At 64.0% G+C, this 26,413-nt stretch carries 23 protein-coding genes; 15 read left to right on the top strand and 8 right to left on the bottom strand.

All coding sequences use genetic code 11. The features are described from left to right. Positions 1 to 56: 56 nt before the first annotated feature. From K1X11_RS06875 to argS, 5 genes are all read right to left on the bottom strand, one after another. Positions 57 to 1,535 (bottom strand): TolC family protein, encoded by a 1,479-nt coding sequence (locus K1X11_RS06875; RefSeq protein WP_221030996.1) that lies wholly within the window; start codon positions 1,533 to 1,535, stop codon positions 57 to 59. A gap of 247 nt (positions 1,536 to 1,782) precedes the next feature. After that, positions 1,783 to 3,456 (bottom strand): peptidylprolyl isomerase, encoded by a 1,674-nt coding sequence (locus K1X11_RS06870; protein WP_221030995.1) that lies wholly within the window; start codon positions 3,454 to 3,456, stop codon positions 1,783 to 1,785. A gap of 93 nt (positions 3,457 to 3,549) precedes the next feature. After that, positions 3,550 to 5,097: a YihY/virulence factor BrkB family protein gene (locus K1X11_RS06865; RefSeq protein ID WP_221030994.1), complete on the bottom strand. Its 1,548-nt coding sequence runs from the start codon at positions 5,095 to 5,097 to the stop codon at positions 3,550 to 3,552. 44 nt (positions 5,098 to 5,141) lie between these two features. Further along, positions 5,142 to 5,894, bottom strand: a complete 753-nt coding sequence (locus K1X11_RS06860; RefSeq protein ID WP_221030993.1) for a DUF4339 domain-containing protein — start codon at positions 5,892 to 5,894, stop codon at positions 5,142 to 5,144. A gap of 76 nt (positions 5,895 to 5,970) precedes the next feature. Then, the gene (gene argS, locus K1X11_RS06855; RefSeq protein WP_221030992.1) at positions 5,971 to 7,734 is read right to left on the bottom strand and encodes an arginine--tRNA ligase; all 1,764 of its coding nucleotides are present in this window, start codon (positions 7,732 to 7,734) and stop codon (positions 5,971 to 5,973) included. Between the two features lie 238 nt (positions 7,735 to 7,972). Between argS and K1X11_RS06850 the strand changes: the two genes are divergently transcribed. Next, the gene (locus K1X11_RS06850) at positions 7,973 to 9,316 is read left to right on the top strand and encodes a thymidine phosphorylase (RefSeq protein ID WP_221030991.1); all 1,344 of its coding nucleotides are present in this window, start codon (positions 7,973 to 7,975) and stop codon (positions 9,314 to 9,316) included. A gap of 103 nt (positions 9,317 to 9,419) precedes the next feature. After that, positions 9,420 to 10,652 (top strand): class I SAM-dependent rRNA methyltransferase, encoded by a 1,233-nt coding sequence (locus K1X11_RS06845; protein ID WP_221030990.1) that lies wholly within the window; start codon positions 9,420 to 9,422, stop codon positions 10,650 to 10,652. Positions 10,653 to 10,796: 144 nt separating this feature from the next. Here K1X11_RS06845 and efp read toward each other — a convergent pair whose 3' ends face one another. Further along, on the bottom strand, positions 10,797 to 11,354 hold the full coding sequence (gene efp, locus K1X11_RS06840; protein ID WP_221030989.1) for an elongation factor P: 558 nt from the start codon (positions 11,352 to 11,354) through the stop codon (positions 10,797 to 10,799). A 151-nt stretch (positions 11,355 to 11,505) separates the two neighbouring features. Between efp and K1X11_RS06835 the strand changes: the two genes are divergently transcribed. Further along, positions 11,506 to 12,822: a bifunctional UDP-3-O-[3-hydroxymyristoyl] N-acetylglucosamine deacetylase/3-hydroxyacyl-ACP dehydratase gene (locus tag K1X11_RS06835; protein WP_221030988.1), complete on the top strand. Its 1,317-nt coding sequence runs from the start codon at positions 11,506 to 11,508 to the stop codon at positions 12,820 to 12,822. A gap of 13 nt (positions 12,823 to 12,835) precedes the next feature. Continuing rightward, on the top strand, positions 12,836 to 13,621 hold the full coding sequence (gene lpxA, locus K1X11_RS06830) for an acyl-ACP--UDP-N-acetylglucosamine O-acyltransferase (RefSeq protein WP_221030987.1): 786 nt from the start codon (positions 12,836 to 12,838) through the stop codon (positions 13,619 to 13,621). Between the two features lie 123 nt (positions 13,622 to 13,744). Here lpxA and hisI read toward each other — a convergent pair whose 3' ends face one another. Then, on the bottom strand, positions 13,745 to 14,191 hold the full coding sequence (hisI, locus tag K1X11_RS06825) for a phosphoribosyl-AMP cyclohydrolase (RefSeq protein WP_221030986.1): 447 nt from the start codon (positions 14,189 to 14,191) through the stop codon (positions 13,745 to 13,747). Positions 14,192 to 14,352: 161 nt separating this feature from the next. Between hisI and K1X11_RS06820 the strand changes: the two genes are divergently transcribed. Beyond that, positions 14,353 to 15,174, top strand: coding sequence for a PP2C family protein-serine/threonine phosphatase (locus tag K1X11_RS06820; protein WP_221030985.1), 822 nt, complete (start codon positions 14,353 to 14,355; stop codon positions 15,172 to 15,174). A 15-nt stretch (positions 15,175 to 15,189) separates the two neighbouring features. On the opposite strand, the gene K1X11_RS06815 is transcribed toward K1X11_RS06820, so the two are convergent. Beyond that, entirely contained in the window at positions 15,190 to 15,495 is a 306-nt protein-coding gene (locus K1X11_RS06815) for a gamma-butyrobetaine hydroxylase-like domain-containing protein (RefSeq protein ID WP_221031115.1), read from the bottom strand. A gap of 255 nt (positions 15,496 to 15,750) precedes the next feature. Here K1X11_RS06815 and K1X11_RS06810 point away from each other — a divergent pair, with 255 nt between their 5' ends. The 10 genes from K1X11_RS06810 (at position 15,751) to K1X11_RS06765 (ending at position 26,397) form a co-directional block, all read left to right on the top strand. Continuing rightward, positions 15,751 to 16,212 carry a division/cell wall cluster transcriptional repressor MraZ gene (locus K1X11_RS06810; RefSeq protein ID WP_221030984.1) on the top strand — a complete coding sequence of 154 codons (462 nt, stop codon included), beginning with the start codon at positions 15,751 to 15,753 and terminating at the stop codon, positions 16,210 to 16,212. A 2-nt stretch (positions 16,213 to 16,214) separates the two neighbouring features. Then, complete coding sequence (locus tag K1X11_RS06805; protein ID WP_221030983.1) at positions 16,215 to 16,454, top strand: hypothetical protein; 240 nt, start codon at positions 16,215 to 16,217, stop codon at positions 16,452 to 16,454. A 16-nt stretch (positions 16,455 to 16,470) separates the two neighbouring features. Further along, positions 16,471 to 17,391: a 16S rRNA (cytosine(1402)-N(4))-methyltransferase RsmH gene (gene rsmH / locus K1X11_RS06800; RefSeq protein ID WP_221030982.1), complete on the top strand. Its 921-nt coding sequence runs from the start codon at positions 16,471 to 16,473 to the stop codon at positions 17,389 to 17,391. A 36-nt stretch (positions 17,392 to 17,427) separates the two neighbouring features. After that, a complete protein-coding gene (locus K1X11_RS06795) occupies positions 17,428 to 17,835 on the top strand; it encodes a hypothetical protein (RefSeq protein ID WP_221030981.1) in 408 nt (135 codons plus the stop codon). A 17-nt stretch (positions 17,836 to 17,852) separates the two neighbouring features. Beyond that, positions 17,853 to 19,772: a peptidoglycan D,D-transpeptidase FtsI family protein gene (locus K1X11_RS06790; RefSeq protein ID WP_221030980.1), complete on the top strand. Its 1,920-nt coding sequence runs from the start codon at positions 17,853 to 17,855 to the stop codon at positions 19,770 to 19,772. Positions 19,773 to 19,873: 101 nt separating this feature from the next. Further along, positions 19,874 to 21,361 (top strand): UDP-N-acetylmuramoyl-L-alanyl-D-glutamate--2,6-diaminopimelate ligase, encoded by a 1,488-nt coding sequence (locus K1X11_RS06785; protein WP_225919421.1) that lies wholly within the window; start codon positions 19,874 to 19,876, stop codon positions 21,359 to 21,361. 17 nt (positions 21,362 to 21,378) lie between these two features. Further along, the gene (locus K1X11_RS06780) at positions 21,379 to 22,776 is read left to right on the top strand and encodes a UDP-N-acetylmuramoyl-tripeptide--D-alanyl-D-alanine ligase (RefSeq protein WP_221030978.1); all 1,398 of its coding nucleotides are present in this window, start codon (positions 21,379 to 21,381) and stop codon (positions 22,774 to 22,776) included. Positions 22,777 to 22,779: 3 nt separating this feature from the next. Next, entirely contained in the window at positions 22,780 to 23,901 is a 1,122-nt protein-coding gene (gene mraY / locus K1X11_RS06775) for a phospho-N-acetylmuramoyl-pentapeptide-transferase (protein ID WP_221030977.1), read from the top strand. An 8-nt stretch (positions 23,902 to 23,909) separates the two neighbouring features. After that, a complete protein-coding gene (gene murD, locus K1X11_RS06770; protein WP_221030976.1) occupies positions 23,910 to 25,193 on the top strand; it encodes a UDP-N-acetylmuramoyl-L-alanine--D-glutamate ligase in 1,284 nt (427 codons plus the stop codon). Positions 25,194 to 25,227: 34 nt separating this feature from the next. Next, on the top strand, positions 25,228 to 26,397 hold the full coding sequence (locus K1X11_RS06765; RefSeq protein ID WP_221030975.1) for a LysM peptidoglycan-binding domain-containing protein: 1,170 nt from the start codon (positions 25,228 to 25,230) through the stop codon (positions 26,395 to 26,397). Positions 26,398 to 26,413 lie beyond the last annotated feature (16 nt).

The following is a 26,413-nucleotide window of genomic DNA, read 5'->3' as shown; positions in this document are numbered from 1 at the left end:
GACCCACAAGGAGGTTGCCGGCGGAACTGTGGGTCGGGCTTTATGCCCGACTCCGCTTATTCTTCGGCTTCGAGCGTGATGCCGAAACGGTCGAGGGAGCTGCCTTCGAGGCGGGAGAGTTCGGCCAAGGCGATGCGCAGGTTGACGGCGGCTTGGATCTCGTTGACGCGAGCGGTGTCGAGGTCTTCCTGCGATTCCTGCACGCGGCGGAAGGTGGAGAGGCCGGCGTCGAAGCGGGCCTTTTCGAGGTTGTATTGATCCTGGCTCAGCTTGGTGGCGAGCTGGCTGATCTGGAAACTCTCGGCGCTGGTTTGGACGGAGCGGATGGCGGCGCGCACATCGACCATGATGTTTTGCTCCAGCTGGCGCAGGCGGACCTCTTCGCGGCTGAGCACGGCGCGGGCCTGGGCGAGGCGGGCTTTCTCTTCCTTGAAGCCCCACGGCACGTTGAGGGAGAGACCGAGCTGCCAGGAGTAACCTTCACCGTCCCACAGGTTGCTGGTCGAGTCGGAGGCGGAACCTTCGTTGCTGTTGAGGCCAACGCCGGCATCGAGGTTGAGCGAAGGACGACGGCCGTTGGTGGCGGTGCGTTCGTCGATGCGATACTGTTCGACGGCCAGCACGGCGGAGGCGTAGTCGGGGCGGTTGTTGCGGGCGAGGTTGTAGGACTCGGCAAAGGAAACGTTCGGCGTGGTGACGGGCTGGAGCACGATGTCGCCGATCGGACGATCGAGTTCAAACTGGGTGATGAGGTTCTTCAGCGCGTCCTCGCGGTCTTTGACGGTCTGCTGCGCGAGGAGGACGCCGCGGTTGGCGTTGGCCACACCGACTTGCGCCTGAAGCACGTCGAGGTCGGTAGCGACGCCGGTTTCGAGGCGGGTTTGGTTTTCCTCGAGCAGGCCTTGGGCAACGGCGAGGCTGAACTCGCGCACGGCGAGCTGTTCGCGGGCAAAGGCGAGGTTGTAGTAAGCGGTTTCGACGTTGCGCACGATGTCGAGGAGGGCGGACTCGAAGTCGAGACCGGCGCGTTCGAGGCCGAGGCGGGCGCGTTTGAGGGCGGCGCGGTTGACCTCGCTGCCGAAGCCGGCGAGCAGCGGCTGGCTTACGGTGAGGGAGAAGTCGCTGGCGTAGGCCGGGTTGAGCAGGGAGAAGGTGGAGTTGGTCTCGCGGCGGTTGAGGTTGGCGCCGAGTTCGATGTCGGCACCAGTGATGATGCGTTGGCGGGCACCGGCGCGGATGGTGGTGTTTTCACTGCGCGGGCCTTCCTGGCTCACACCGTCGAGCGTGCTGCTCGGTTGGGCCTGTTGATTGACGCTCTTGGTGGCGCTGACGAAGAAGGACGGGTCGAAGTTGGCGTCGGCGATTTCGACGGCGGCCACCGCGGTTTCGGTGGTGTAGCGTTGGATTTCGACCGCGAAGTTTTTCTCGAGGGCTCGGGCGACCGCTTCCTCAAGCGTGAGCACCGGCTCTTGGGCGGAGGCGGTGGCAGAAAGGGTGAGCGCGGCGAGGCAGACGGTGCGGAGCGTTCGAGACATAGTGGCGAAGGGAGATTCGTTAAGGAATACACGCGACGTGCGAAAAAGTCGCAGGGTTTCACCCGCAGGGTTCAATTTGTGAGCAATTGAGGGGGCGAATTGCATGATCGTGAAAGAAACACGATGCGGCGGGCTGGCGAACGTGAACCGGATGGACGGTTTGACGTAAGGATGGACGGATCAAAAAAAGGCGTCCGTCGGGTGACGGACGCCTTTTCGGCATAATTGAAACGAGATGAACGGCGGCTCAGTGGTCGTGGCCGGCGTGGTCTTCACCGTCGAGGCCGAGCTCCTCGGCGATCAGAGCGCGGAGGGCGGCGGAGGCGGTGGTGGAGCTGTTGACGGAAGCGACCTGCGCCTTCACCTCGGCGTAGCGCGGGTTGCTCTCGTCGAGCACCGGGGCGACCTTGGCGGCGGCGTGCGTGATGAGACCTTCCTGGCCCGTGATGACCATTTGGGAAACGTCACCGGCGTCGAGATTCTGCAGGCTCGAGAGGATCGAGAACGGGAAGTCCTGCGGCCGGCTCATGAGGGTGAAGTCGGCGAAGCTCTCGGTTTTGATGGTGGCACCCTTGGCATCGAGATCGGCGACGGCGTCGGCGAAGGCTGTGCCAGCGGCGAGTTTGGACTCGAGGGAGGAGCGGAGCTGTCGGCCGAGGGCCACGAAACGCTCGCGCTTCTGGTTCTCGAGGTAGTCGGCGCGGACGCGGTCGGCCACGGCCTCAAACGCGGAGGGGGCAGGTTCGATGCGCTCTTGGAACACGAGCACGACGGCACCGGCGGCGGTGGGCAGGGCATCGGACAGCGCACGGGATTCGTCGAGTTGGAAGGCCGCGGCAGCAGCTTGGCCGGAGCCACCGAGGAAGGCGGGGGGCGCGTTGCGTGGGAAGGGCTGACCGGCGCGGAGGGTCCGGCCTTGGGTAGCGACAAACTCGCCGAGGGCGTCGCCGGAGACCTTGGCATCGAAGATGGCGACGGTCAGGTCGGCGGCGTCGTGCTGGGCGAGGCTGCGGGCGCGCTCGTAGCGCAGGGCGGCGGAGACTTGGTCACGGACGGCGAGGAAGTCGGCATCGAGGTCGGCGCCGATGGTCGGGGTTTCGCCCTCTTCGGTCGTCGGCGCCGGGAAGCGGGCCGGGTTGGACTCGTAGAAGGCGCGCACTTCGTCGTCGGTGAGCTGCACCTGGGTGAGGTAGCGGGTGGCCGGAAACTCGACGTAGTTCACGCGGACCATGGCGGGCGTCTCGTAGCGGAAGCCATTGTTGTCAAAGTAGGTGCGAAGGTCTTCGTCGCTGGGCTCGATGGTCGGAGCGAAGGACGCGTAGTCGACGCGAGCCACGTTTACGGTCCAGACGGTGTCGGTTTGTTTGAGCTGGAAGGCGACTTCGCTCTCGTCGACGTAACCGGGACCGCTGAGGAGGTTGTTCACGCGGCGGGCGAGGAAGTCGCCCTTGAGGACGCGCACGATATCGGCCTCGGTGAAGCGACCGCCTTCTTTGAGGTTCTCGCGGAAGGTGGCGTAGGCCTCGGGATCGAAGTTGCCATCGGGGCCGCTGAAAGTGCGCACGCCTTGGATGAACTCTTCGAGCTCGGCGTCGGTCGGGCCCGGCAGGTTGAGTTGCTTGGCGAGGTAGAGGGAGGCGTAGCGCTGGAGGGCGAACTCCTGCATCTGGGCCTGGGGCACCTGCATGGTGCCGGCCTGGAGCATGATGCTGAGGGAGGCGTCCTGATAGAGCGTGGCCTGACCTTCCGGCGAACTCAGGTTGAGATCGAAGAAGGTGCGGGCTTGGGCGCTGCGGTCAGCTTGGCCAATGCCGGGGGCGGCACCGATCGTGAAGACGAAGGCGACGATGAGGACCGCCAAAAGCACGAGGAAGACGATACGGAAGTGCCTTTGGAAGGTGATCTGGATCCAGGAAATCATGGGGAGAAAACGAGCGACGCTAGGTCGGGCGCAGGGGGTGTCAACCGGGGAGTGGTGGTGGTGCGAGGGCGGGGTGCGGCCGGCGGAGTGAGTCTACCGGAGGGCTCGGGCGGACTCGGTTGAGGTCGGGGGCAGGGGGTGTTGTTCGAAGAGCTGATCGAGTGGGGTTTGGAAAAGTTCAGTCTGGGTGAGCTCGGTGGTGGCCTGATGGTAACAGGCGAGGAGCGGCTCGTGGTGGGCGAGGTCGGGGCCGGCGGGATCGTCGCCGTGGTCGTCATCACGGCGTTTGAAATGCGCGAGCGTGGTGCGGCCAAGCGGGCGGGCAGGCATGTAGCGGTCGTCGACGGTCGCCTGGCCGTCAGGCGAGGGGATGGGGGTGAGCAGCTCGGTGCGCACGAGTCGGTTGAGGCACTCGTTGAGCAGTTGATCCGGCACCCCCATGGACTCGCCGAGTTCGGGCGCGGTGGGCGGCTCCTGGCAGTTGTGGAAGCGGCGGCAGACCGTGAGCAGCACCATGAGGGAGAGGCGTTCGCGGGTGGATTCGGCGAGGGTGTTCCAGGCCGCGAGGGAGTTGCGGAAGCGGGCGTTTTGGACGGCGTAGCTCACCTGGCCGCCGAGGAGAACGAAGAACCAGAACACGTAGAGGCCGAACATCAGCACGATCGGAATGGCCAGCGACCCGTAGAGGGCGCGCGAGAGCAGCACGCGGCTGATGTAGAGGAAGGCCAGGTAGTTGTTGGCGATGAGCAACACGCCCACGATGAAGGCGCCGACGAGCGCGGCGAACCAGTTGACGTGGGTGTTGGGGATGGCGCGGTAGAAGATGGTGAGCACCACCACGAGGGTGATGAAGGAGATGAGAGGCAGGAAGAACTGCATCATCGCGACCAGCTGTGAGCCGTAGGGCAGTTTGGCGGCAAAAGCGTTGGTGAAGGCACCGCCGGCGAGCCCGGTCAGGGCGGCAAAAAACAGCACGGCGCCGAGGGAGATCACCATCCAATAGAAGGCGATGCGCATGATCCAGGCGCGGCCCCGGCGCACGCCCCAGATGTCGTTGAAGGCGGTTTCAATCGAGGTGAACAGCTGCAGCACGATCAGGATGAGCGTGAGGGCGCCGACGGCGCCGACGGCCCCGTTGCGCGAGCTGGAGACGAAGCCGTTGATGAACTCCACCAACTCCGGGCGCACTTCGATCGCCTGCGGCGCGTCGGCGTCGTCGGAGCTGGCACCGTCGTCGTTGGTGGGAGCCGGCACGACGATCGTGCCGCCGGTCTCCTGCTGGATTTCCACGGCTTCGGCGGCGGCGGCGAGTTCGTATTGGTCGATTTGGGGAGCGACGAAGCGGATGAGGCGATTGAGGTAATCGACGGCGAGATCGGGGTCTTCATCGTTCAGCATGAAGCCCGCGATCATCATGGTGAGAGCGACGAGGGGCCCGAGTCCGATGAGCGAACTGAAACTGAGCGCGGCGGCGCGGCTGACGGCGCGGTTTTCGCCGAGGCCGCTGAAGGTGATGGAGAGCACCCGCAGGAAGGCGTGCAGACGGCCGCGCGGGTTGTTCTCGCGCAGCGACTCGGCCGACCAGATGTCGACTTGGAAGAGTTGGACGAGAGCGGCGAACTGACGCTTCAACCAGTCCATGAGGCGGAGGGGATCGCGGTGGCGCGAGGGGCCGGTGGACGCGCTCAAGTGTTGAGCACCGTCCAGGCAAAGGCGCCCATACCGCCGATGCCTATCAAGGCGGTGAGGATGACCGCGAAGAGGTTGGTGAAGATGGTGGAGAAGTAGATGCCGACGCAGCCGAGCACGGCGTAGAGAGCAGTCTGGGGTTCACCTTGAACGTAGAAAAAGAGGCCGAGGAAACCGGCGCCGAGCGCAGCACGGAAGCGGATGATCGGGTAGATGGCGACCGCCTGCAGCATCATGAGGAGGAAGAGCAACAGGTCGACGGCACCGAGCACGGCGAAGGGCTGGGTGAGCAGCTTCGGGTAGTTACCGGCGACGATGGTGTCGATCGAGGGCGCGAGCAGGGCGAGACCGCTGATGAGCAGGATCGCGGTGCAGGCATACATGCCGATGCGGGCGGCGCGGGCGAGTGCCTCGCGGGGATCGGCTTTATCCTTGGTGTCGGCCGAGCGACCTTCGGCGGCGGCGAGCATGTCGGTCACCTCGATCGGCGGCACACTCTCCGTCGACGTGTTGAGCGACTGGACCTGATCCTTGGGGCGCACTTTGAGTTTCTTCTTCTCGGGGAAGAGCGCCGTCATGAGTTCGGCGTTGGAGCCCACCCGGACCCATTTTTCGCCGGCGGCATCGTAATAAACGGTGTCGGCGGCCACCTGGCCGTTCTCAGCGAGCGACGAGAGTTGCTCGAGGTTGAAGGGACCGCGAGCTTCGGTGTCGGACGCGTTGCGGATGTAGAACTCCTGCGGGGCCATCGGCGCGAAGCTGTTTCAGCGGGGGAAGAGCCGCAAGGTTGTTTTGGCGAGGCGCTTGGGAGGGCGGCCAGCTGTTTTACATTCGCTTTAGAGTGCGCAGGCCGAGGAGGTGGAGGCCGGTCTCCAGCAGGAGCAAGGTGCGGGCGCAGAGGCGGAGGCGGCGGGCGCGGACGTTGGGCTCGTCGACGGCGACCTTGTCGGCGCTGTAGAACGCGCTAAATTCGCCGGCCAATTCGAAGAGGAAGAGGCAGAGCATGTGGGGGCGCAAGGGCGTGACGGCGGCGCGCAGGGCGTCGGGGAACTTGGCCAGCTTGCGGGCGAGGGCGAGCTCGGTGGGCGTCTCCAGCGTGTCGGCGGCGGCGAGCGCGGCGGCGTCGGAGGGATCGATCGCGAGTTTGCGGAAGATGGAGTGAATGCGCGCGACGGCGTAGAGCAGGTAGGCGGCGGTGTTGCCCTCGAGGGAGATCATCTTGTCCCAGGAGAACACATAATCCGAGGAGCGGTTTTGGCTCAGGTCGGCGTATTGGACGGAGCCCACGCCCACGATCTCGGCGATTTTGGCCTGCTCGTCGGCTGGCAGTTCGCCGCTCTTGGTGGCGACGAGTTGCGCGGCGCGTTCGGTGGCTTCGTCGATCAGGTCACGCAGCTTGATGTTTTCGCCGGAGCGGGTCTTCAGCGGCTTGTTGTTCTCGCCGAGCACGGTGCCGAAGGAAGTGTGTTCGAGGCGGGGCAGTTTGCGGTTGGTCTTCTCAAACCACTTTTTGGCGGTGAGGAAGAGTTGCTCGCAGTGGTCACTCTGACGCGAGTCGATCACGTAGATGGAGGCGTCGGCGCCGAAGTGTTCGGTGCGGTAGAGCAGGGTGGCGAGATCGGTGGAGGCGTAGTTGGCGGCTCCGTCGCTCTTGCGCACGAGGAAGGGTTGCTTGTGGAAGCGCGGGTGCTCCGGGTGGAAGACGACGAGGGCGCCTTCGCTCTCTTCGGCGAGGCCGAGATCACTGAGCTCTTGGTAAACTTGGCCGACCTTGTCGTTGTAGAAACTCTCGCCGAGGGTGTAGTCGAACTTCACGCCGAACTGGTCGTAGATCTTCTGGAAGGCTTCGAGGGAGACCTCGTTGATGCGCTTCCAGATGGCGAGGTTCTCCTCGTCGCCGCCCTGGAGTTTAACGAGTTCCTGGCGGGCGGCTTCCAGCACGCTCTCATCTTCGTCGGCGGCTTTGTTGCCAACCTTGTAGAGGCGTTCGAACTCCTCCAGCGGATCGGCCTCGAGCGCGGCGGCGTCGAGGTGGCGTTTGTAGGCCCAGATGAGTTTGCCGAAGCCGGTGCCCCAGTCGCCGATGTGGTTGTCGCGGATGACTTTGGCGCCGGCGAAATCGAGCAGGCGGCAGATGGCCTCACCGATCACGATGGAGCGCAGGTGGCCCACGTGCATCTGCTTGGCGGTGTTGGGCGAGCTGTAGTCGACGATGAAGGTCTGACCGGCCTCGGCTTGGGAGGCGCGGGCACCCTCGCGCAGGCTGTCTTCCGTTGCGTAAGTCGTGAGCCACCGGTCGAGCGTAGCGGGTTTGAGGGTGAAGTTGAGAAAACCGGGACCCGCGATCGCGACGTCAAATTCGGCGAGCAGCTCGGCAGGCAGGGCGGCGAGCATCTTCTCGCCGAGAGCGCGGGGGTTCTGTTGGGTCCGTTTGGCGTAGGGCAGCACCCCGTTGGCCTGGAAATCGCCGTGGCGCGGATCGGCCGTGCGGACCTCGGGCGCGAAGAGACTCAGATCGAGCTCCAGCGAGGTCGCGGCGCTTTGCAGCGCGCTCTCAATCGACGTGGCGAAGTTGAACGGGACGGACATTTCTTCACTCAACGGAGGGCTGCCGGGGCCTCGCAAGCGTGGATTTGGGGCCCCGCTCGGGCAATTTGAGCACTATTACGAGCCATGACAAGGAGTCCTAAGTAACTGCAGGGGAGGGTGAAAGGCACTATGAATGGCTATTAGCAGCCGTAATTTTGACTCGACAACCTAGGTTTTTTTTGTCTAACCTCGTCGGTTTACGGCCAGACAGGTCTTTACGAGTCACACACCATCACACATGACGAAACGCACTCTGCCTCCACGCAGGTTCATCAAGCCGACCTTCGAATTCCTTATCGAAAAGAAGCGCGACGGCGGCGAATTCACCCAGGAAGAAATCCGCTATATCATTGATAGCACCCTTGATGGGGATCTGCCCGAGCATCAGCTCGCGGCGCTGTTGATGGCGATCTATTTCCAGCAGATGTCCGCGCAAGAGACCGCGGAGCTGACCGAGGAAATGATGCTTTCCGGCGAGGTGATCGACCTCTCGCACATTGCGAAGCCGAAGATCGACAAGTATTCCACCGGTGGCGTGGGCGACAAGACGTCCCTCGTGCTGGTGCCGCTCGCCATGGCGGCGGGGGTGGTGGTTCCCATGATGTGCGGCAATGAGCACGATTACATCATCAACACCCTCACCAAGCTGGGCGCGGTTCCGGGCTTCAAGCCGGAGCTTTCGATCGACGAGTTCGTGAAGCAACTCGGCAAGATCGGTGGCGCTATCGTTAAGCAGGACAAGGATCTCGCTCCGGCTGACGCCAAGTTCCACGACATGCGCAAGTCGACGGGCACGATCCCGAGCCTGCCTCTCATCACGGGTTCCGTTCTCTCCAAGAAGCTTGCCGAGGGTTCCGAGGGTCTCGTCATCGATGTGAAGTGGGGCAACGGCTCCTTCATCAAGGATCTCGAGCAGGCCAAGCAGCTTGCCCGTTCCATGACTCGCGTGGGTCGCTCGATGAAGCGTCGCTGCGTCGCGCTCGTCACCGACATGAACCAGCCGCTCGGTGACACCGTCGGCACGGGGCTCGAGCTCAAGGAAGCCATCCAGTTGCTCAAGGGCGAAGGTCCCGAGGATCTGCAGGAGCTCGTGCTCAAGCTGGGCATGGAGATCGTGCGTCTCGCCGGCGTCGCAGGTTCGACCCTGTCGGCCAAGCAGACCGTGCAGCGTCACCTCACCGATGGTTCCGCACTCGAGAAGCTCAAGGATCTCGTGGGTGCCCAGGGCGGTGACACTTCCTTCATCGACGATCCGAGCAAGTTCCCGGAGGCGAAGCACATTCGCAAGCTGCCCGCCCCGAAGCGTGGTTACGTGCACACCATCAACGCGGCCATGATTGCCCGCGGCGTGCACCTCCTCGGCGCTGGCAAGATCGGCCCGAAGGCCAAGATCGATTACGCGGTCGGCGTCTCCGAGATCAAGAAGGTCGGCACCCAGGTCAAACAGGGTGAGCCGCTCATGATGATCCACTACAACGACGAAGCGAAACTCGAGCAGGCCCTCGAATACTTCAAGAGCGCCTACCGCCTCGCCCCGAAGCGTCCGACCCCGCCGCCGCTGGTGGTGGAGCGCGTCGCTTAAGTCGTCGCGGGTCCTTTCACCGCTTGTTTTTGCAAGGCCGGCGCCGTGGCGCCGGCCTTTTGCTTGCACTCCGGTTTACGCCGTCACCGCATTCCTGTTTCCGATGTCCGACCCAGATTCCACCGCGCCTGTTTCCGTTGCTGTCGATCCTGCTGATCGGCCCACGCCGTGGGCGCAGCTCAAGTTCTTCACCTTTCAGCCCGCAATTTTTCCGCGCATGCTGGGCAAGGTTTCGCCGGGCGCGAAGCCAGGCGACTGGGTCACGGTTTACGACAAGGCCGGCAAGGTGTGCGGCTCCGGGCTCTACAATCCGCGGGCCAAGATACCGCTGCGCGTGGTGCGGCACGGTGCTGAGGGCCGCGACGAGACGGCGTATTTCGACGAAGCCTTGCGGCGCGCGGTCGAGCTGCGGCGTGACATCCTCAAACTCGATGCGACCACCGACGCCTACCGCTTGATCAACTCGGATGGTGATGGTCTCAGCGGCCTGACGGTCGACCGCTATGGTGACACGCTGCTCTGCGAGGTGATGAGCCTGGGCATCGCCCAGCGCCTGCCGCAGTGGTTGCCGATACTACATGAGCTTGCCGGGACGCGTTACGCCCGGGTGCAGGTCGATCACGACCTCGGCAGTCTCGAAGGCATCAAACCCTCGACCTTCAACGAGACCAATGCCGCCGCGCCGCGCAAAGTGAAGATCACCGAACACGGCGTGCGCTACGAGGTCGACTTCAGCGAAGGCCACAAAACGGGGTTCTTCTGCGACCAACGTGAAAACCGCCGTCTACTCGCGCAGTTCACATCGGGTGCCCGGGTGCTGGACCTGTGCTGCTACACCTCGGGGTTCTCGCTCAACGCCAAGGTCTCCGGCGGCGCGGAAGACGTGACCGCCGTCGACCTCGACGAAGCCGCCATCGCGCAGGCCAAGCGGAATGCCAACCTCAACCAAGCCCGCATCAAATATGTGCACGCCGACGCTTTCGCCTACGCGCGGCAGATGCAGACGAACGGGGAGACCTACGACGTCGTGGTGTGCGATCCGCCCAAGTTCATCCTCACGCGCGATCCGGCGGGCGCGGCCGAAGGGCGGCGCAAATACGAAGACCTCAACGGACTCGCCATTTCTCTGGTGAAACCGGGTGGGGTGTTTGTGACCTGCTCTTGCTCGGGTCTGTTGGCGGCGGAAGTGTTCGAGGAGTTGGTGACCAAAGCGGCGCACCGCCAGAACCGTCGACTGCAGTTCATCGAACGCACCGGGCCAGGCGCCGATCACCCGGTGTATTCAAACGCTCCCGACCAGCGATACCTGAAGGTGCTCTGGGCGCGGGTCGTATGACGCGTGGCGGTGGATCCGCCCCGCGAGTTTAAGTCCGAAGTTTAGGTTGAAGGAAAAACAAGAAAGCCGGCCCGCAGGCCGGCTCTCCTTAAACTTAAACTTATCTCTTAAACTCGATGCGGCGACAGCGTCGCGGCATCGCGCTCAAGCGCGGCCCATGTAGGAACCGTCGGCCGTGTTGATCTTGAGCTTCTCGCCTTCCTTGATGAAGAGCGGGACCTGCACCACGAGGCCGGTCTCGAGGGTGGCGGGCTTCTGCACGTTGCTGGCGGTGTCGCCCTTGATGCCTTCGGCGCTCTCGGTCACTTCGAGCACGACGGAGGTCGGCAGATCGATGGTCAGCGGCTTGCCGTCGACGTAGAGCACTTCCACCTGTCCGTTCGGGGTGAGGTAGTTCTTGGCGTCGCCGATGAGTTCCTCGGTCAGCTCGATCGTCTCGTAGGTCTCCGGGTCCATGAACGCGAAGGTGCCGCGGTCCTCGTAGCTGAACTCGAGGGTTTTGCGGTCGGTCATGAGCACCTCCATCTTGTCGGAGGAGGAGAAGCGCTGGTCGGACGACTTGCCGTAGAGGAGGTTGCGCATCTTGATCTGGACAAAGGCGCGCAGGTTGCCCGGCGTGCGGTGGTTGGTCTCGAGGATCAGGTGCGGCGCACCGTTGTAATTAATAACTTGGCCGCGGCGGACGTCGTTGGCTGAGGGCATGGGAGAATGCGTGGGTTTTTAGGTTTTAAAAGGGTGGTGCGTAACCGGGCGGGGTCGGGCCTGTCAAGGGTGCCGCCGCCGCTTGCGTTAGCGACTCGCATCTCAGGACTTGCCCTAGGGTGGGGCTTCCGTGGAGAGTCCGCTCCAATCCATGAAACAACGCACGCTCACGCGTGAGGTTTCGGTGACCGGTCAAGGCCTGCACACCGGGGAGCCCGTCAAGCTTACCCTCAAGCCTGCCCCTGCCGGTTCCGGCCTCGTCTTCAAACGCATCGACCTCTCCGGCCAACCCGAGATCAAGCCCCGTATTGCCCAGGTGACTGACCTGGTGCGCAACACCACGATCCAGGAGGGCCACACCAAGATCAATCTCGTCGAGCACGTGCTCAGCGCGCTCTCGGGCTGCGGCGTCGACAATTGTATCATCGAAATGGATTCGTCGGAGCCGCCTATCATGGATGGTTCGGCCAAACCCTTCGTCGACATGATCCTTTCGGGTGAACCGATCGAGCAGGACGGGACGCGGGAGTATTTTGAGTTGGAGGAGCCGGTTTCCGTCACGCGCGGCAATTCTTCCATCATCGCGCTGCCTTACGACGGCTTTAAAATCACCTGCACCTCGGCCGACGATCGCGGTATCCACACCCAGCATCTCACGCTGGATATCGATCCCGACGTCTACATCACCCAGATCGCCGCTTCCCGCACCTTCACGATCTACGAGGACATCGAGGAGCTGCTCAAACTCGGCAAGATCAAGGGCGGTTCACTGGACTGCGCCGTCGTCATCAAGGGCGACAAGATCATGTCGAAGGACCCGCTCCGCTTTAAGGACGAGTTCGTGCGGCACAAGATGCTCGATATCATCGGCGACATCACCCTGCTGGGCCTGCCGATCAAGGCGCACATCATCGCCACCCGCCCGGGTCACGCCATCAACGCCGAGTTGACCAAGGGTCTGGCCGAGCAACTGGCTGGCCGCGCCAAGAAAAAGAAGAAGCGCACCAAGACCCTTTCGCCGACGGAGACCTCCCTCGATATCCGTCGCATCCTCGACACCATCCCGCACCGCTATCCGTTTGTGATGGTGGATCGCATCGTCGAATTCATCGGCGACGACGCGCTGGTGGCGGTGAAAAACGTCACGATCAACGAGCCCTACTTTACCGGCCATTTCCCCGGCAACCCGGTCATGCCTGGCGTGCTGCAACTCGAAGCCATGGCCCAAGCCGCTGGCATCATCATGCTGCGCAAGGGCGGGGAGGGCGGCAAAACCGCGTTCTTCATGAGCGCCGACAAGGTGAAGTTTCGCCGTCCGGTCCGTCCGGGCGACCAACTCATCATCAACGCCAAGATCGTGAAGATGCGCGGCTCGAAGATGGCTCAAGCCGAGTGCACCTGTTCGGTCGACGGTCAGGTGGTGTCCGGAGCGGAGCTCATGTTCGCCATCGTCGACGAAGAAAGCTAACCCGCCCGACGTCATGGCTACGCAAATACATCCTACCGCGGTGGTCGAGTCGGGCGCTGAGCTCGGCGTCGACGTTGAGATCGGTCCGCTGGCTTATGTGGGCGCGGGCGTCACGCTCGGCGACGGCACCCGCCTGCATCACCATGCTGGCGTGGAAGGCAACACCGTGTTGGGCGCGGGCTGCGAGGTGTTCCCCTTCGCCAACATTGGGGCGAAAACGCAGGACCTTAAGTTTAACGGCGGCAACCCCGGCGTGCGCATCGGCGCCCGCAATGTGTTCCGCGAATACGTCACCATCCATGCGGCGACGGATCCAGAGGCCCACACCATTCTCGGCGATGACAACGTCCTGCTGGCCCACGGCCACGTCGCGCACGACTGCGTGCTCGGCAGCCACATCATCGCGAGCAACAACACCGGGATCGCCGGCCACTGTATCGTCGAGGACTACGTGGTTTTTGGTGCGATGTCGGGGGTGCACCAGTTCTGTCGCATTGGCGCGCACTCGATGATCAGTGCTTACGCCAAGATCGTGCAGGACATCGCGCCTTACATGATCGCGGATGGTCAGCCGGCGGTGATCCGAGCGATCAACAAGATCGGACTCGAGCGCCGCGGTTTCACCTCCGAGCAACTTGATCGGGTGAAGCAGGTGTTCCGCGTGCTCTTCCGCGAAGGGCTCAACCGCAGCCAGGCCTTGGATAAACTCCGCGCGCATCCGCAGAGCGAGTCGGCCGAGATCGCCGCGGTGCTGTCGTTTGCCGCCACCAGCGAACGCGGTCTGGCGCCCGGCGCCTGAGCCCGACCGGCGAATCTGCGTGCAGTAGCCGGGATCGCCGACCCCGGTCGCGCTTTGCCACCACCTATAAAAAACCGGGGTCAACGACCCCGGCTACAGTGACGCCGCGGCGGCGCGTTTGCCTTACTTCTTATAAACCTGCTTCGGGTCGAAGAGGGGCTCGGTGGTGGTCTCGAGCACGTAGTCGTTGGCCTTGGGGTCGACCAGCTTCCGGTAGAAGCAGCTCTTGTATCCATTGTGGCAGGACGCATTGGCCGGGCCGGATTGTTCCACCTTGATGAGGATCACGTCCTGGTCGCAGTCGGTGCGGACCTCGCGCACGAGTTGCACGTTGCCGGATTCCTCGCCCTTCATCCAGAGCTTGGAACGGGAGCGGCTCCAGTAGGTGGCTTTGCCGCTGTCGAGGGTGAGCTGCAGCGATTCGGCATTCATGAAGGCAAACATGAGCACTTCGCCGGTGGCGTGATCCTGAGTGATGCAGGGAATCAAGCCGTCGGGGCCGAACTTCGGTTGCAGGGTCGAGCCGAGCTCAACCTCTTCACGGGTGGTGCGTTCTGGGAATGCGGACATGGAACCGAGGAGCTTGGTGGCTCCAGCGGGATGCGTCCAGCACCGGTTGAATCGGGTTGAATTGGGGTCGAACGGGCCGGGTGTGCGAAGCGAGGGTAAAAAAGAGGCGTAGCGCAGCGTTGCGCAGACAGGACGAGCGGTTTCACCTAGTCCTTTGCCGCATGTTCGATTCCTCGTCGCCAACGCTTAAACTCCAGTTTGCCGGTGCCACCGACGTGGGCCTGCGGCGGGAGAACAATGAGGACGCGTGGTGGGCGGGATCGTTGGCTGATTTGGCGAAAGAACCCTTGGTCGAAGCGACGGGCGCAGGCGAATTTTCGGCCGGTTTGTGGCTGGGGGTGTGTGATGGCCTGGGCGGAGCCAATGCCGGCGAGGTCGCGAGCCGGATCGCACTGACCGAAACCCAAGGCACCTTGGCGACGGCACCACGCGGCAAGGTGGACGAGACGCTGGCTCGGGAGGCGCTGGACAAAGCCAACACCGCCGTGCTGCGGGCCTCGCGCTCGAATCCGGAGTGGGCCGGCATGGGCGCGACGATTTCATTTGTGTGGGTCGAAGGGGGCACCGCGATGCTCGGTCAAGTGGGCGACAGTCGCATTTACCGCTGGCGTGAATCTTGGCTGGAGGAGCTGAGCGTCGACCACTCGCCAGTGGGGCGCCTGCGGCAGGCCGGGCACTTGTCGGAGAGCGACGCGCGCCGTCACCCCAGCCGCCATGTCATCGACCAATGCCTCGGCGGCGGAGATCCGGGCCTGTTGCCGGATTGCTCGCGCATCGATCTGGTGCCCGGTGATGTCCTGTTACTGTGCACGGATGGCCTGACCGATGGCGTAAGTGACGCGGAGATCGCGACCATTCTGGCGGCGGCGGCCGAGGAGGAAAGGACGCTGCCCGAAACCGTCGCCGAATTGATCAAACAGGCCAACCGCCTCTCCGGCCGCGACAACGTCACCGTCATCGTCGCCCGCTGCGTGGCCGAGTAAGGCCGTCGGTCCGACTCACTCGCCTTTGCGGGCGAGGTCGCGGAGGTAACCGTAGGTAAAGAGGCCCGTGCGGTGGCCGTCGCTGAAGTCGAAACGCACCGCGTAGTTGCCCACAATTTCCCAACCCTGGACCGTCACCCCGGGGAATTCGGTCGGCCCGTCGCCGCCGTATTGATTACCGAGGATGTCGTGCTCCCCGACGTTTTCGGCGCTGGGCGAGGCCGCCCGGAGCATTTCGGACTGGAAATAAGTCTCGGCGCCGTCGTCCCAGACGATGGCGACTTCCGTGCCGATGAGCTGAATATTGGTCGGAGTCTGCATGGTCGAACCGCGGACCTTGGCGGGTGCATCCACGCTTGGCGAGAACGGGTATGGGCTTCGGCGCCGCCGCGCGCGGGTTGGTTTTAAGCCGGGCCGGAACAGGCGTTTGGAAAGCGTCTAATGGCCGGCAGTAGAGCGGGGGCGTTGGGGATTAGGTGTGAATAACTTTGGGGCGCGAGGGGGGCTATTTTCTTGAGTTGGGGGAGAAAATGTAGCGATATGGGGCGAAATGTAGCGCTAGGCGGTCGCAAATAGATGTCTTCTCCTCGTAAAAATTACTTCACCGGACAGTTCCGGCACACCCTCGACGACAAGGGTCGTTGCACGGTGCCGTCTGCCTGGCGGAAGAATTTCGAGAAGGAGGATCAGTTCCTCGCTATCCCGAATCCGGGTGGCTACGTGACCGTTTTGCCGCCGGCCGAGGCGGATAAGCTCTACGACAAGTTTGCCGAGGTTCCGCTGGGCGACACCGAGGCGCAGGACGAGATCTCGACCTTCTTCGCGAGCACACAGGCCTTCAAATTTGATGGGGCCGGTCGTCTGGCGCTCATGGAGTCGCTGTTCAGCCACGCTAACCTCGAAGGTCCCAAAGCCGAAGTCGTCCTCGTGGGCGGCATGAACAAGTTCAACATCTACAGCTCAGAGCGCTGGGCTGCCATCCAGGCCAAATCGACTCCTGCGACGCAGGGTAATACGATGCGGCGCTTCGGGATCTGATCATGGCCGTCACTGCTTTCGATCTCCCGAAACCCGCCCGTCGCTCCGATCCGGTTGGTTCCGGCTCCGACCGCCGTGGGGCGTCCGCACTCGCGGCGTGGCGCCAGGAATGCCTGCGTCGCCGTCGGCGTTTGTTGGAAACCTTTTTCTCGCCGCTGGTCGCGGCCTCGCCCTCGGCGCTGCCTTCGACCGTCGATCGTCTTGTCCTCTGGAGGAGCCGCCATGGCCGTCATCACAGCTGAACGCCCTGTCCCTGTCATGACTCCCGGCCATCAACCCGTCCTGCTGCAAGAGGTGCTCGAACTGCTCGCGCCGCGGGCCGGTGCGCGCATCCTCGACGGCACCTTCGGCGGGGGAGGGCACACCCGGGCCATCCTCGAAGCCGCTCCGGCCGTGGAGGTCGTGGCCTTCGATCGTGATCCGGCCGCCCAACCGCGGGCCGCCGCGCTCCAAGCCGAGTTTGGCGAACGCTTCCGTCTCATCGACCGGGACTTCGGTCGCCTCGCCGAGACGGAGACGGGTTCGCTGGACGGTGCGCTCTTCGATCTGGGCGTGTCCTCCTTCCAACTCGACGAGGCCGAGCGTGGTTTCTCCTTCCGCGCCGACGCTCCCGCCGACATGCGCATGGATCCGCGCAGTGGCGTGTCGGCCGCCCAATGGCTCGAGACCGCCACCGAGCAGATGCTCGTCCAAGCCGTGCGCGACTTCGGGGAAGAGAACAGCTGGCGCCGCGTGGTGCGTGCCCTCATGGCCGCCCGTGGTTCCGGTCAACTCGCCCGCACCGCCTCGCTGGCCGAGGTCGTTGCCGACGCCATCCCGGCCGCCCAGCGCCGCCAGAGCAAGATCCACCCGGCGACCCGCACCTTCCAAGGCATCCGCATCGCGGTGAATGACGAGATCGGTGCGATCGAGCGCGCGTTGCCCGCCGCCTTCGAGCGTCTCAACGCCGGCGGCGTGCTCGCGGTCATCAGTTTTCACTCCCTCGAAGATCGCCCCGTGAAGCGCTTCTTCCGCCGCCAATGCGGCCAGCCCGTCGGGGCGCACGATTCCACTCCCCAGGATCTGCGCGCCAAGTTCGCCGAGCCTCTCACTCGCAAACCGATCACCGCCGGCGAGGCCGAACTCGCCACCAACCCCCGCAGCCGCTCCGCCAAACTCCGCGGCCTGCGTAAGCTCTGAACCCAGCTCGTTTACCCTCTGTTCCGACCTCGCACCATGAACACGTCGACCGCCCACGCTTTCATTAACAAACTCCTCATCTACGTCCTCCTCATGATTGGAGTGAACGGCACGGTGGGGCTCGGCATTGTGTGGACCAATCACCAGATCTCCGCCTCCGCCGCGGCCACCAAGACCGCCGAGGCGCAGATCGCCGCCATTGAGCGTCGCATCGACGAGACCACTGCGTTGCTCGCCGCCGAACTTTCCCCGGAAGTGCTCGAAGCCAAAAACACCGCGATGGCGCTCGGTCTCGTGCCGCCCGTCGAGGATAGCATCGTGCGCATCTACGAATCGCCCGAGGAGCGCCTGGCCGCCAAGCGCAACATCGAGATCTTCTCCCGCGATGTGACGACCCCCGCCGACAACCGGCTGGTTCGTTTCACGCTCGCCGACCGCAGCTAGTCGACCAGCCGCCATAGATGTCCAAAGGTTTCGCGTCCAGCTACCGTCTCGTCCTCATCGCCACCGGAGTGCTCCTGTGCTTCGTCGCGGTAGGCGCGCGTCTGGTGAGCCTGCACGTGCTGGAGCGAGCCCACTTGGTGACCTACGTTGATCAGGCGCGCTACGACATGGAGCGCGAGCACGGTCGGCGTGGTGACATCCTCGACGCCCGTGGTGACGTGCTCGCCACTTCGCGTCCGTTGGTGCAACTCGCGGTCGACGCTTGGTATGTGCCAGAATACCTCGAGCACATCGGCAAAAACAATCCCGGCCGCGCCGTCGAGCGCGAGTCGATCGAGCGCCAGAAGCGTCGCGAGCTGGCCGACATTCTGGATATTCCCTACGCCGAGCTGGAGGCGTTCTGGCAGCCGGAAAAGCGCAACACCTCCGACGGCCGCACCATCCCGGTGCGCTGGCGCAAGCTTCACGATGGCGTCGATGAAAGCGTGTTCGATCGCATCATGGCGATCAACGTCGGCGACCGCACCAAGGCGCTGAACGAAGTGCCGCGCGCCTACAAAGGCCTGCCCCTCGGCCTCACTTTCAAGCGCCGCTACGAGCGTTATTATCCGCGCAAGCAACTCGCTGCTCACGTGCTTGGTTTTGTGAACAAGGAGAACGTGCCCTTCGGTGGCATCGAGGCCCACGCCGACGACTACCTGCGCGCCTACGATGGTTGGTGGGAATCGGAGAAGGATGGCCGCCGCCGCGAGATGGCTCACCTGCGCGTGCGTGACGTGCCGCCCGAGGACGGTCTCAACGTCCAACTCTCCATCGATTCCGCCGTCCAGCATCTCATCGAGAGCGAGCTCGCTTACATCGCCCAGACCTACGAGCCGAAGAAGGCCTCCATCATCGTGAGCGATGCGCAGACCGGCTTCATCCTCGGTCTCGCGAATTACCCGACCTACAACCTAAACGACTACGGCAGCGCGACAGAAGACCAGCAGCGCAACGTCGCCATCACCGACCAACTCGACCCGGGTTCGACCTTCAAAATCGTTGCCGCCTCCGGCGCGCTCGAAGCCGGCTTGGTCAACCCCGGCACCCGCTTCAACTGCTCGATCGACTCCATCGAATACAAGGGCCGCGTGCGTCGCTTCATCCCCGACGATCACGCCAACACGCATCCGCTGAGCGTGGCCGAGATCATTTCCCATTCCTCCAACATCGGCGCCGCTCAGCTCGGCATGTTGCTCGGTGAGCAAGGTCTCTACGACACGGCCCACAAATTTGGCTTTGGCGAAAAGACCGGCCTGCCGCTCGGTTACGAGAGCCCGGGCCTGCTCAATCATCCGGACAAGTGGAGCGCCGTGGAGATCACGCGCATTCCGGCCGGTTACAGCATCTCGGCCACGCCGATGCAGATCCACTACGGCATGGCCACCATCGCCAGCGGCGGCGAGCTGCTCAAACCGCAGGTCGTGCGCGCCATTCTCGATGAGAACGGTGAACCCATCTTCCGCTTCGACCGCAGCGCGCGCCGTCGCGTGATCTCGCCCGAAACCGCCGCGGAGATGGCGCAGATGCTCATGGGCGTGGCCTCCGACGAAGGCACCGCCAAGAAGGCCGAGATCCCTGGCTACGAGGTCGCGGGCAAAACCGGCACCGCGCAGAAGCTCATCGATGGCAAGTATTCAAAACGTCACCACATCGGCAGTTTTTCCGGTTTCTTCCCGGCGTCCGATCCGCGCGTGGTGGTGACCGTTATCGTCGACGACGCCGTCATTCGCAGCCCCTACAATCCGTCCCGCCGGATGATCAACTACGGCTCCCAAGTGGCCGTGCCCGCCTTTGCCCGCGTTGCTCGCGGACTCATTTCCTATCTCGACATTCAACCTGCGACGGGGCCCACCCGGACCTCGCCGCGCTACGCAATCCAAGGAGGCCGACGGTGATCGGTTACCTGACTCAAGACTATCCTCTCATTAACGCCTTTTCCGGCCGTCTTCCCACCCGCACTCGTCGCGAGACGATGGCCCGCAACCGTGTCTTCAAAATGGCTCCCAAACTCTCCGATTATCTCAGCGAAGATGAGGTGAGCGCGGTCAAGGGCTCGCTGTCGCGCCCCATCTCCGGACTCGCCATCGACTCGCGCCGCGTGATGCCGGGCAACGCTTTCTTCGCGCTGCCGGGTCTGCGCACCGACGGTGCCCACTACATCGACGAAGCGATTTCCCGCGGCGCCGTGGCGATCATTTCCACGGTCATGCCGCGCACGACCCAGGCCAAGGTCACCTTTGTGCAGACGCCCGATCCGCGTGCCCTCGTGGCCAAGGTCGCCCGTCGCTACAACAAAGAGCCCGACACCGATCTCGACGTCGTGGGCGTCACCGGCACCAACGGCAAAACCACCGTCGCCCATCTCGTCCGTCACCTGCTCGGCGGACAGAAGCCGGTCGGCCTGCTCGGCACCATCGCCTACGATCTCGGCGCCCGCACCGTGCCGTCCTTCAAGACGACGCCGGAAGCGATCGACACCTTTGGTATGCTCGCGCAGATGCGCGACGCCGGCTGCCGCGAGGCGGTCATGGAAGTCAGCTCGCACGGCATCGACCAACACCGCGTCGACGGCCTGCGCCTCAACGCCGCCGTTTACACCAACCTCACCCGCGACCACCTCGATTACCACGAGTCGATGGAGGACTATTTCGCGGTGAAGGCTCGCCTCTTCACCGGTGATCTCGGCAACCGTCCCGAGGTCGCCGTCATCAATCTCGACGACGCTTACGGCGCGCGCCTCCTCGACCTGCTCGCGCCGGATCAAAAGCGCGTGACCTTCGGCGAGAACGCCGCTGCCGACATCCGCGCGGTCGACGTCCAGCACGGTTTCAAAGGCACGACCTTCCGCATCATCTGGCCGGAAGGGGAGCGCGAGATGTCCTCGCCACTCATCGGTGATTACAACCTTTCCAACGTGCTCGCCGCCGTCGCCACGGCTTACGGCGTGGGCCGCAACCCGGCTGATTTCCTCGCGCGTCTCGACACCTTCCCGGGCGTGCCCGGCCGCATGGAGCGCATCGAGGAAGGCCAGTCCTTCAACGTGCTGGTGGACTACGCCCACACCGACGACGCCCTGCGCAACGCCGCCAAGATGCTGCGTTCCGTGACGCCGGGCCGTCTGCTCGTCGTGTTCGGCTGCGGCGGAAACCGCGACCGCGCCAAGCGTCCGATGATGATGCAGGCCGTGCAGGAGTATGCCGATTTCGCCATCGCCACGGCTGACAATCCGCGCCGCGAGGAGCTCAGCCAGATCTTCGCCGACATGAAGCAGGGCGTCACCGAGCCCGGCAAAATCATGTGGATCGATGACCGCCGCCGCGCCATCAGCCTCGCGCTCGATATGGCCAAGCCGGGCGACAGCCTGCTCATCGCGGGCAAGGGCCACGAGCCGTATCAGGAATTTGCTGACACCGTCGTGCCGTTCGACGACCGCCTCGTCGCGCGTGAGCTCATCGGCATCAAACAAATCTCTTCCCGCACCTAGTTCCTCTTCACCGCGCCATGCCCCGATTCGCTCCCGCTCAACTCGCCGACTGGACCCACGGTTCTTGGACCGTGGCGCCGGAGGGTGCGCTGACGGGCTTTGCGATCGATTCCCGGCGCGTGAAACCGGGCGAGATGTTCGTCGCGCTGCGCACGGATCTGCGCGACGGACACGACTTTTTGGGCGCTGCCGCCGAAGCCGGCGCCGGCGCGGCCTTGGTCAAGCAGGCCAACCCCAACCTCGGCCTGCCGCAGTTGGTGGTGAAGAACCCGCTGGAGGCGTTCCAAACCATCGCGCGCGAACATCGCCGTGCGTTCCGCGGTCCGGTGGCGGGCATTTCCGGCAGCGCGGGAAAGACCTCCACCAAGGACCTGCTGGCGCGTTTGCTCGGCGAGCGGGCGCTGGCGACCGAAGGCAATCTCAACAATCACCTCGGGGTGCCGCTCACGCTCACGCGCCTCGATTCCGAAAAACACGGTTTCGCCATCATCGAGGCCGGCATCAGTGCGCCGGGTGAAATGGCGCCGCTGGCACGCATGATCGAGCCCGACGTGGCGGTGATCACCATGGTGGATCACGCGCACACCCGCGACCTCGGCGGCATCGATGGAGTGGCCCGCGAAAAGGCCGTGCTGCCGGCCGCCGTGCGTCCGGATGGGGTGGCGGTCCTTCCGGCCGACGTCGCCCGCCGCGATGCGTTCCGGCACCTGCCGGTGCGACGTCTCACGGTCGAGCGTGCCGATGTGATCCGTCCGGAAACGACTGGCGACGATCGCGTGTTTTACACCGTCACGCAGCGCGCCGAAGAGACCGCGGTCACCGTCGCGCAGAGCGCCGCCGACGCGCGGCCCGAGACTTATGTTTTCCGCCGCACCAGTGAGGGCATGACCCAAAACGCGGTGCTCGCGATCTGTGTGGCGCGCTGGCTGGGCGTGTCCGCCAACACCATTCGGGAACGCCTGCACGGCTGGGGCCCGGCGCCTTTGCGCGGCGAAGTGCGGCGCGAGCAGGGCCGCCTGCTCTACGTCGATTGCTACAACGCCAACCCGGCCTCGATGGCTGACGCTCTGCGCACCTTTGACGACCTCACCGTAAACGATGATGCCCGTCTGCTGGTGCTCGGCGGCATGGAAGAGCTCGGCGAGGAATGCGCACAGAAGCACGAGGAGCTGGGTCGCAACCTGCGCCTCAAGGCCGGCGACCAGGTGCTGGTGATCGGCACGGGCAGCGCCGAAGTCCGCGCCGGCGCGCTGGCGAGTGGCGCGAGGGAGACGCAGATCGAGATTCTCACCGACCTCACCGGTGTGGCCGAACGCGTCGCCGCGTGGCGAGGTCCGGTATTCGTCAAAGGCAGCCGGCGATACCGGTTGGAAACCATCATGAACGGCTCCGTCGCGAGCGTGTCGACCCACTGAGCCATGCTGTCTTACCTCGCTGAATACGAACACCTCTGGGGCCCGCTGCGCGTGCTGCGTTACATCACGCTGCGCACCTTGCTGGCTGCGGGCACCGCGACCTTGGTTGGCTTCGTGATTGGTCCATGGCTCATCGCGCAGCTCAAGCGCCTCAAGTTTGGCCAGCACTACGACGACGATCGCACCGGTGATCTGGCCGCGCGCTTCGACAAAAAGAACACGCCGACGATGGGCGGTCTTTTGATTTTCTTCGCCGTGGCGGTGAGCACGCTGATGTGGGCGACGCCCAACGTGTGGGTGCTGACCTCGCTCTTCGTTTACGGCGCGCTCACGGCGGTCGGGTTCCGCGACGATTACCTCAAGGCGGTGAAGAAGAACCGCGACGGTATCTCCTCGCGCGAGAAGCTCATTTGGCAAACCAGCGTCACGGCCGTCGCGCTGGTGTTACTCGCCACCAACGAAACCAGCGCCGGTCACATTCGGGAGCTGTGGCTGCCATTCTTTAAAGAGCCGGTTTTCCTGTTTCTCGGCATCGCGGGCACGATCCTGCTCTTCGTGATGATGTTCTTCTGGGTGGTCGGGTTCTCCAACGCGATCAACCTGACCGATGGTTTGGACGGACTCGCGATCGGCTGCACCATCACGGTCGCGCTGGTTTACGGCATCATGGCTTACGCAGCCGGCAACACCCGCATCGCGGACTACCTTCTGATCGGCTACGTGCCGGGAGTAGGGGAGCTGGCGGTGATCTGCGGCGCACTGGTCGGCGCCGGCATGGCGTTCCTCTGGTATAACTCCCATCCGGCCGAAGTCTTCATGGGCGACACCGGCTCCCTCGCGCTCGGCGGACTCATCGGCATGATTGCTTTCATGGTGCAGCAACCGATCACGCTGGTGCTGGTCGGTGGTGTGTTCGTAGCCGAAGCCCTGTCGGTCATCATCCAAGTCACCTACTTCAAAGCCACCCGGAAACGCTATGGCGAAGGCCGACGTTTCTTCCGCATGGCGCCCATTCATCATCATTTCCAAAAAGCCGGCTGGCCTGAAACCAAGGTCGTGCTGAGATTTTGGATACTCTCGCTCATGTGTGCTCTGGCGGGCCTCGGCACCCTCAAGCTGCGCTGATTTTTTCCATGCTTAATCCACCCACCTTTCTCGCTCCCTTGCTTGCCTCACCGGTCGCGGTGTTGGGCGCGGGTGTGAGTGGACAGGCGGCGGCCCGGCTGGTGCGACACCTCGGTGGCACCGCGGTGATCTACGATCAAAAAGGCGGGGAAGGCACGGTCGCAGAGTTTCGTCCCGGCGAGCATCAACTGGTGATCGTTTCCCCCGGCTTTACCCCGAGCCACAACTGGGTGGTCGATGCGCGCTCGGCCGGTATCGTCTGCCTCGCCGAACTCGATTTTGCTTCTCTCTTCTGGCGCGGTTCGGTGGTGGCGGTGACCGGCACCAACGGTAAAACGACGCTCACCGAATTTCTGACTTACGCGCTCAACGAAGCCGATATCGATGCCTGGGCTGTCGGCAACATCGGCAAGGCCTTCGGCGACATCATCGTCGAGCGTGAGGGTGGGGCGCCGAATTCCATCGCGGTGTGTGAGGTGAGCTCTTTCCAAGCCGAGATGCTGCGTCATTTCCGCGCCGATGCGGTGATCTGGACCAACTTCGCGGAGGATCACCTCGAGCGGCATGGCTCCATGCAGGTTTACTTCGAAGCGAAGTGGCACCTCTTCGAGCGCGCCGTCGGCGGCGAAGTGTTTGCGGGTTCTTCCGTGCAACGCGCGGCCGAGCGTTACGGTCAGTCGCTGCCCGAAGCGGCGGTGATCGACACCGAAGATCCGGCCGGCGACATCCTGCTGAGCGGCACCGTCTTCGATGACCAGCCGCAGCGCGAAAATTTCCTACTTGCCGCCGCGTGGTGGCGCGCCGCCGGCCTGCGCGAACCGTTGCTCTATGCGGCCGCCCGCACCTTCCAGGTGGGCCCGCACCGCCTCGCCCAGATCGGCGAGCGGAACGGCGTGACTTGGTGGAACGATTCCAAGGCCACCAACTTCCACGCCACCGAAGCCGCGTTGCTGCGTTTTGGCGGGCCGGTGGTGCTGATCGCCGGCGGCCGCTCGAAAGGCGGCGACGTTGCGGGATTCGTCCAACGAATCGCTCCGCGCGTGAAGCAAGTCTTGTTGATCGGTGAAACCCGCAATATTCTGGCTACCTTCTTCGGTGCGGCCGGTGTGCCGCATCAAGTGTGCACCGATCTCGCCGACGCGGTGCACGCCGCGGCCGCTCTCGCGCAAGCGGGGGACCATGTGTTGCTGAGCCCGGGCTTCTCGAGCCTCGACACGTTCACCGGTTACACCGAGCGCGGTCTTCAATTCGAATCCCTCGTCCAGGCCCTGCCGTCCGCGACCACCGCCTGACTCTATTTCTAATCATCATCCCCAGACCAACGTCATGAAACTTCTCAACATACTCGGAGCCGTTATCGCCGCTCACGTGGCTGTCTTGGTGCTGGCCGTTGCCATTCCCGGTTGCCGTTCCACCCGCACCGCGACTCCGGCGGCGGACACGCCGACCACCGCCTACAATCCGCCCGCGCAGCAGACCGCCGCGCCGACTTTCACGTCGGCCCCGGAGCTCTCCGACCGCGACCTCAACCCGCCGCTCGCCGGCAGTGCCGAGCCGCCGATCTTTGATCCCAACGCGCCGGCCGTGTCCGTTGGTGGTTCCGGTCGTTACAGCCCGACTCGCCCTAACTCCACCGTGGCCACGGCGATTCAGACCGAGACCGCCACCCCGGTGAGCGTAGCGCCCGCCCAGACCTACACGGTGCAACGCGGCGACAACCTTTGGACCCTCGCCAAGCGCAATAACATCACCGTGCGTGAGCTCGCCGCCGCCAACAGCATCCCGGCGGACTCCATGCTGCGCCTGGGACAGGTGCTGGTCATCCCCGGCCAGCAACCGGCTCCGACCCCCGTCACCACTGCGGCTTCCGCCGATGAGACCTCGAGCAAGTCCTACACCATCCAATCCGGCGACACCCTCGGTCGCATCGCTCGCCGACACGGCGTGACGGTTGCCGAGCTCAAGGCCTTCAACAACCTGCGCAGCGATCTCGTGCGCGTGGGCGACACGCTCTCCATCCCCGAGTCCACGACGGCTGCCAACAGCCCCGCCGTGAGCGCCAACACCACGGCCACCGCCCCGGCTTCCACCGCCACGGTTCCCGCCGGCACCTACAAGCATGTGGTGAAGCCAGGTGAGAGCCTCACCGTCATCGCCCGCCGCTACGGGGTGAAAGTCGGTGACGTGATCGTTGCCAACATGATCCGTGATCCGTCCCTCATCCGCGCGGGTCAGGAGTTGGTCATTCCGGGTTGGGATGCCACCAGCACGCCGCCCGCCGGCACGGTGCCCGCCACCCGACCGGCGACCAACACCGTCACGACGTCGCCAGCCACGACCTACTCCGCCGATGACGATCTCGACGCCGGTCTCGACGACTCGTTGGACAACGTGCCGGTGATCGATGTCGAGCGCGCGCCGGTCGAAGAGGACGAGCCGCCCATCCAGACGATCACCATCGGCGGCGGATCCAACGAGGGCCCCTCCACATTCTAACCCGCCAACGTCACCT

Origin of the sequence: Actomonas aquatica, from assembly GCF_019679435.2 — a bacterium.
Taxonomy (GTDB): domain Bacteria; phylum Verrucomicrobiota; class Verrucomicrobiia; order Opitutales; family Opitutaceae; genus Actomonas; species Actomonas aquatica.
Note: the sequence above shows the minus strand (reverse complement) of the source record. Positions and strands in the feature narration are given on the sequence as shown.

Coding starts and splice junctions, on each gene's coding strand:
- K1X11_RS06875 (WP_221030996.1), bottom strand. CDS start 1,535: ATGTCTCGAACGCTCCGCACCGTCTGCCTCGCCGCGCTCACCCTTTCT.
- K1X11_RS06870 (WP_221030995.1), bottom strand. CDS start 3,456: ATGATTTCCTGGATCCAGATCACCTTCCAAAGGCACTTCCGTATCGTC.
- K1X11_RS06865 (WP_221030994.1), bottom strand. CDS start 5,097: ATGGACTGGTTGAAGCGTCAGTTCGCCGCTCTCGTCCAACTCTTCCAA.
- K1X11_RS06860 (WP_221030993.1), bottom strand. CDS start 5,894: ATGGCCCCGCAGGAGTTCTACATCCGCAACGCGTCCGACACCGAAGCT.
- argS (WP_221030992.1), bottom strand. CDS start 7,734: ATGTCCGTCCCGTTCAACTTCGCCACGTCGATTGAGAGCGCGCTGCAA.
- K1X11_RS06850 (WP_221030991.1), top strand. CDS start 7,973: ATGACGAAACGCACTCTGCCTCCACGCAGGTTCATCAAGCCGACCTTC.
- K1X11_RS06845 (WP_221030990.1), top strand. CDS start 9,420: ATGTCCGACCCAGATTCCACCGCGCCTGTTTCCGTTGCTGTCGATCCT.
- efp (WP_221030989.1), bottom strand. CDS start 11,354: ATGCCCTCAGCCAACGACGTCCGCCGCGGCCAAGTTATTAATTACAAC.
- K1X11_RS06835 (WP_221030988.1), top strand. CDS start 11,506: ATGAAACAACGCACGCTCACGCGTGAGGTTTCGGTGACCGGTCAAGGC.
- lpxA (WP_221030987.1), top strand. CDS start 12,836: ATGGCTACGCAAATACATCCTACCGCGGTGGTCGAGTCGGGCGCTGAG.
- hisI (WP_221030986.1), bottom strand. CDS start 14,191: ATGTCCGCATTCCCAGAACGCACCACCCGTGAAGAGGTTGAGCTCGGC.
- K1X11_RS06820 (WP_221030985.1), top strand. CDS start 14,353: ATGTTCGATTCCTCGTCGCCAACGCTTAAACTCCAGTTTGCCGGTGCC.
- K1X11_RS06815 (WP_221031115.1), bottom strand. CDS start 15,495: ATGCAGACTCCGACCAATATTCAGCTCATCGGCACGGAAGTCGCCATC.
- K1X11_RS06810 (WP_221030984.1), top strand. CDS start 15,751: ATGTCTTCTCCTCGTAAAAATTACTTCACCGGACAGTTCCGGCACACC.
- K1X11_RS06805 (WP_221030983.1), top strand. CDS start 16,215: ATGGCCGTCACTGCTTTCGATCTCCCGAAACCCGCCCGTCGCTCCGAT.
- rsmH (WP_221030982.1), top strand. CDS start 16,471: ATGACTCCCGGCCATCAACCCGTCCTGCTGCAAGAGGTGCTCGAACTG.
- K1X11_RS06795 (WP_221030981.1), top strand. CDS start 17,428: ATGAACACGTCGACCGCCCACGCTTTCATTAACAAACTCCTCATCTAC.
- K1X11_RS06790 (WP_221030980.1), top strand. CDS start 17,853: ATGTCCAAAGGTTTCGCGTCCAGCTACCGTCTCGTCCTCATCGCCACC.
- K1X11_RS06785 (WP_225919421.1), top strand. CDS start 19,874: ATGGCTCCCAAACTCTCCGATTATCTCAGCGAAGATGAGGTGAGCGCG.
- K1X11_RS06780 (WP_221030978.1), top strand. CDS start 21,379: ATGCCCCGATTCGCTCCCGCTCAACTCGCCGACTGGACCCACGGTTCT.
- mraY (WP_221030977.1), top strand. CDS start 22,780: ATGCTGTCTTACCTCGCTGAATACGAACACCTCTGGGGCCCGCTGCGC.
- murD (WP_221030976.1), top strand. CDS start 23,910: ATGCTTAATCCACCCACCTTTCTCGCTCCCTTGCTTGCCTCACCGGTC.
- K1X11_RS06765 (WP_221030975.1), top strand. CDS start 25,228: ATGAAACTTCTCAACATACTCGGAGCCGTTATCGCCGCTCACGTGGCT.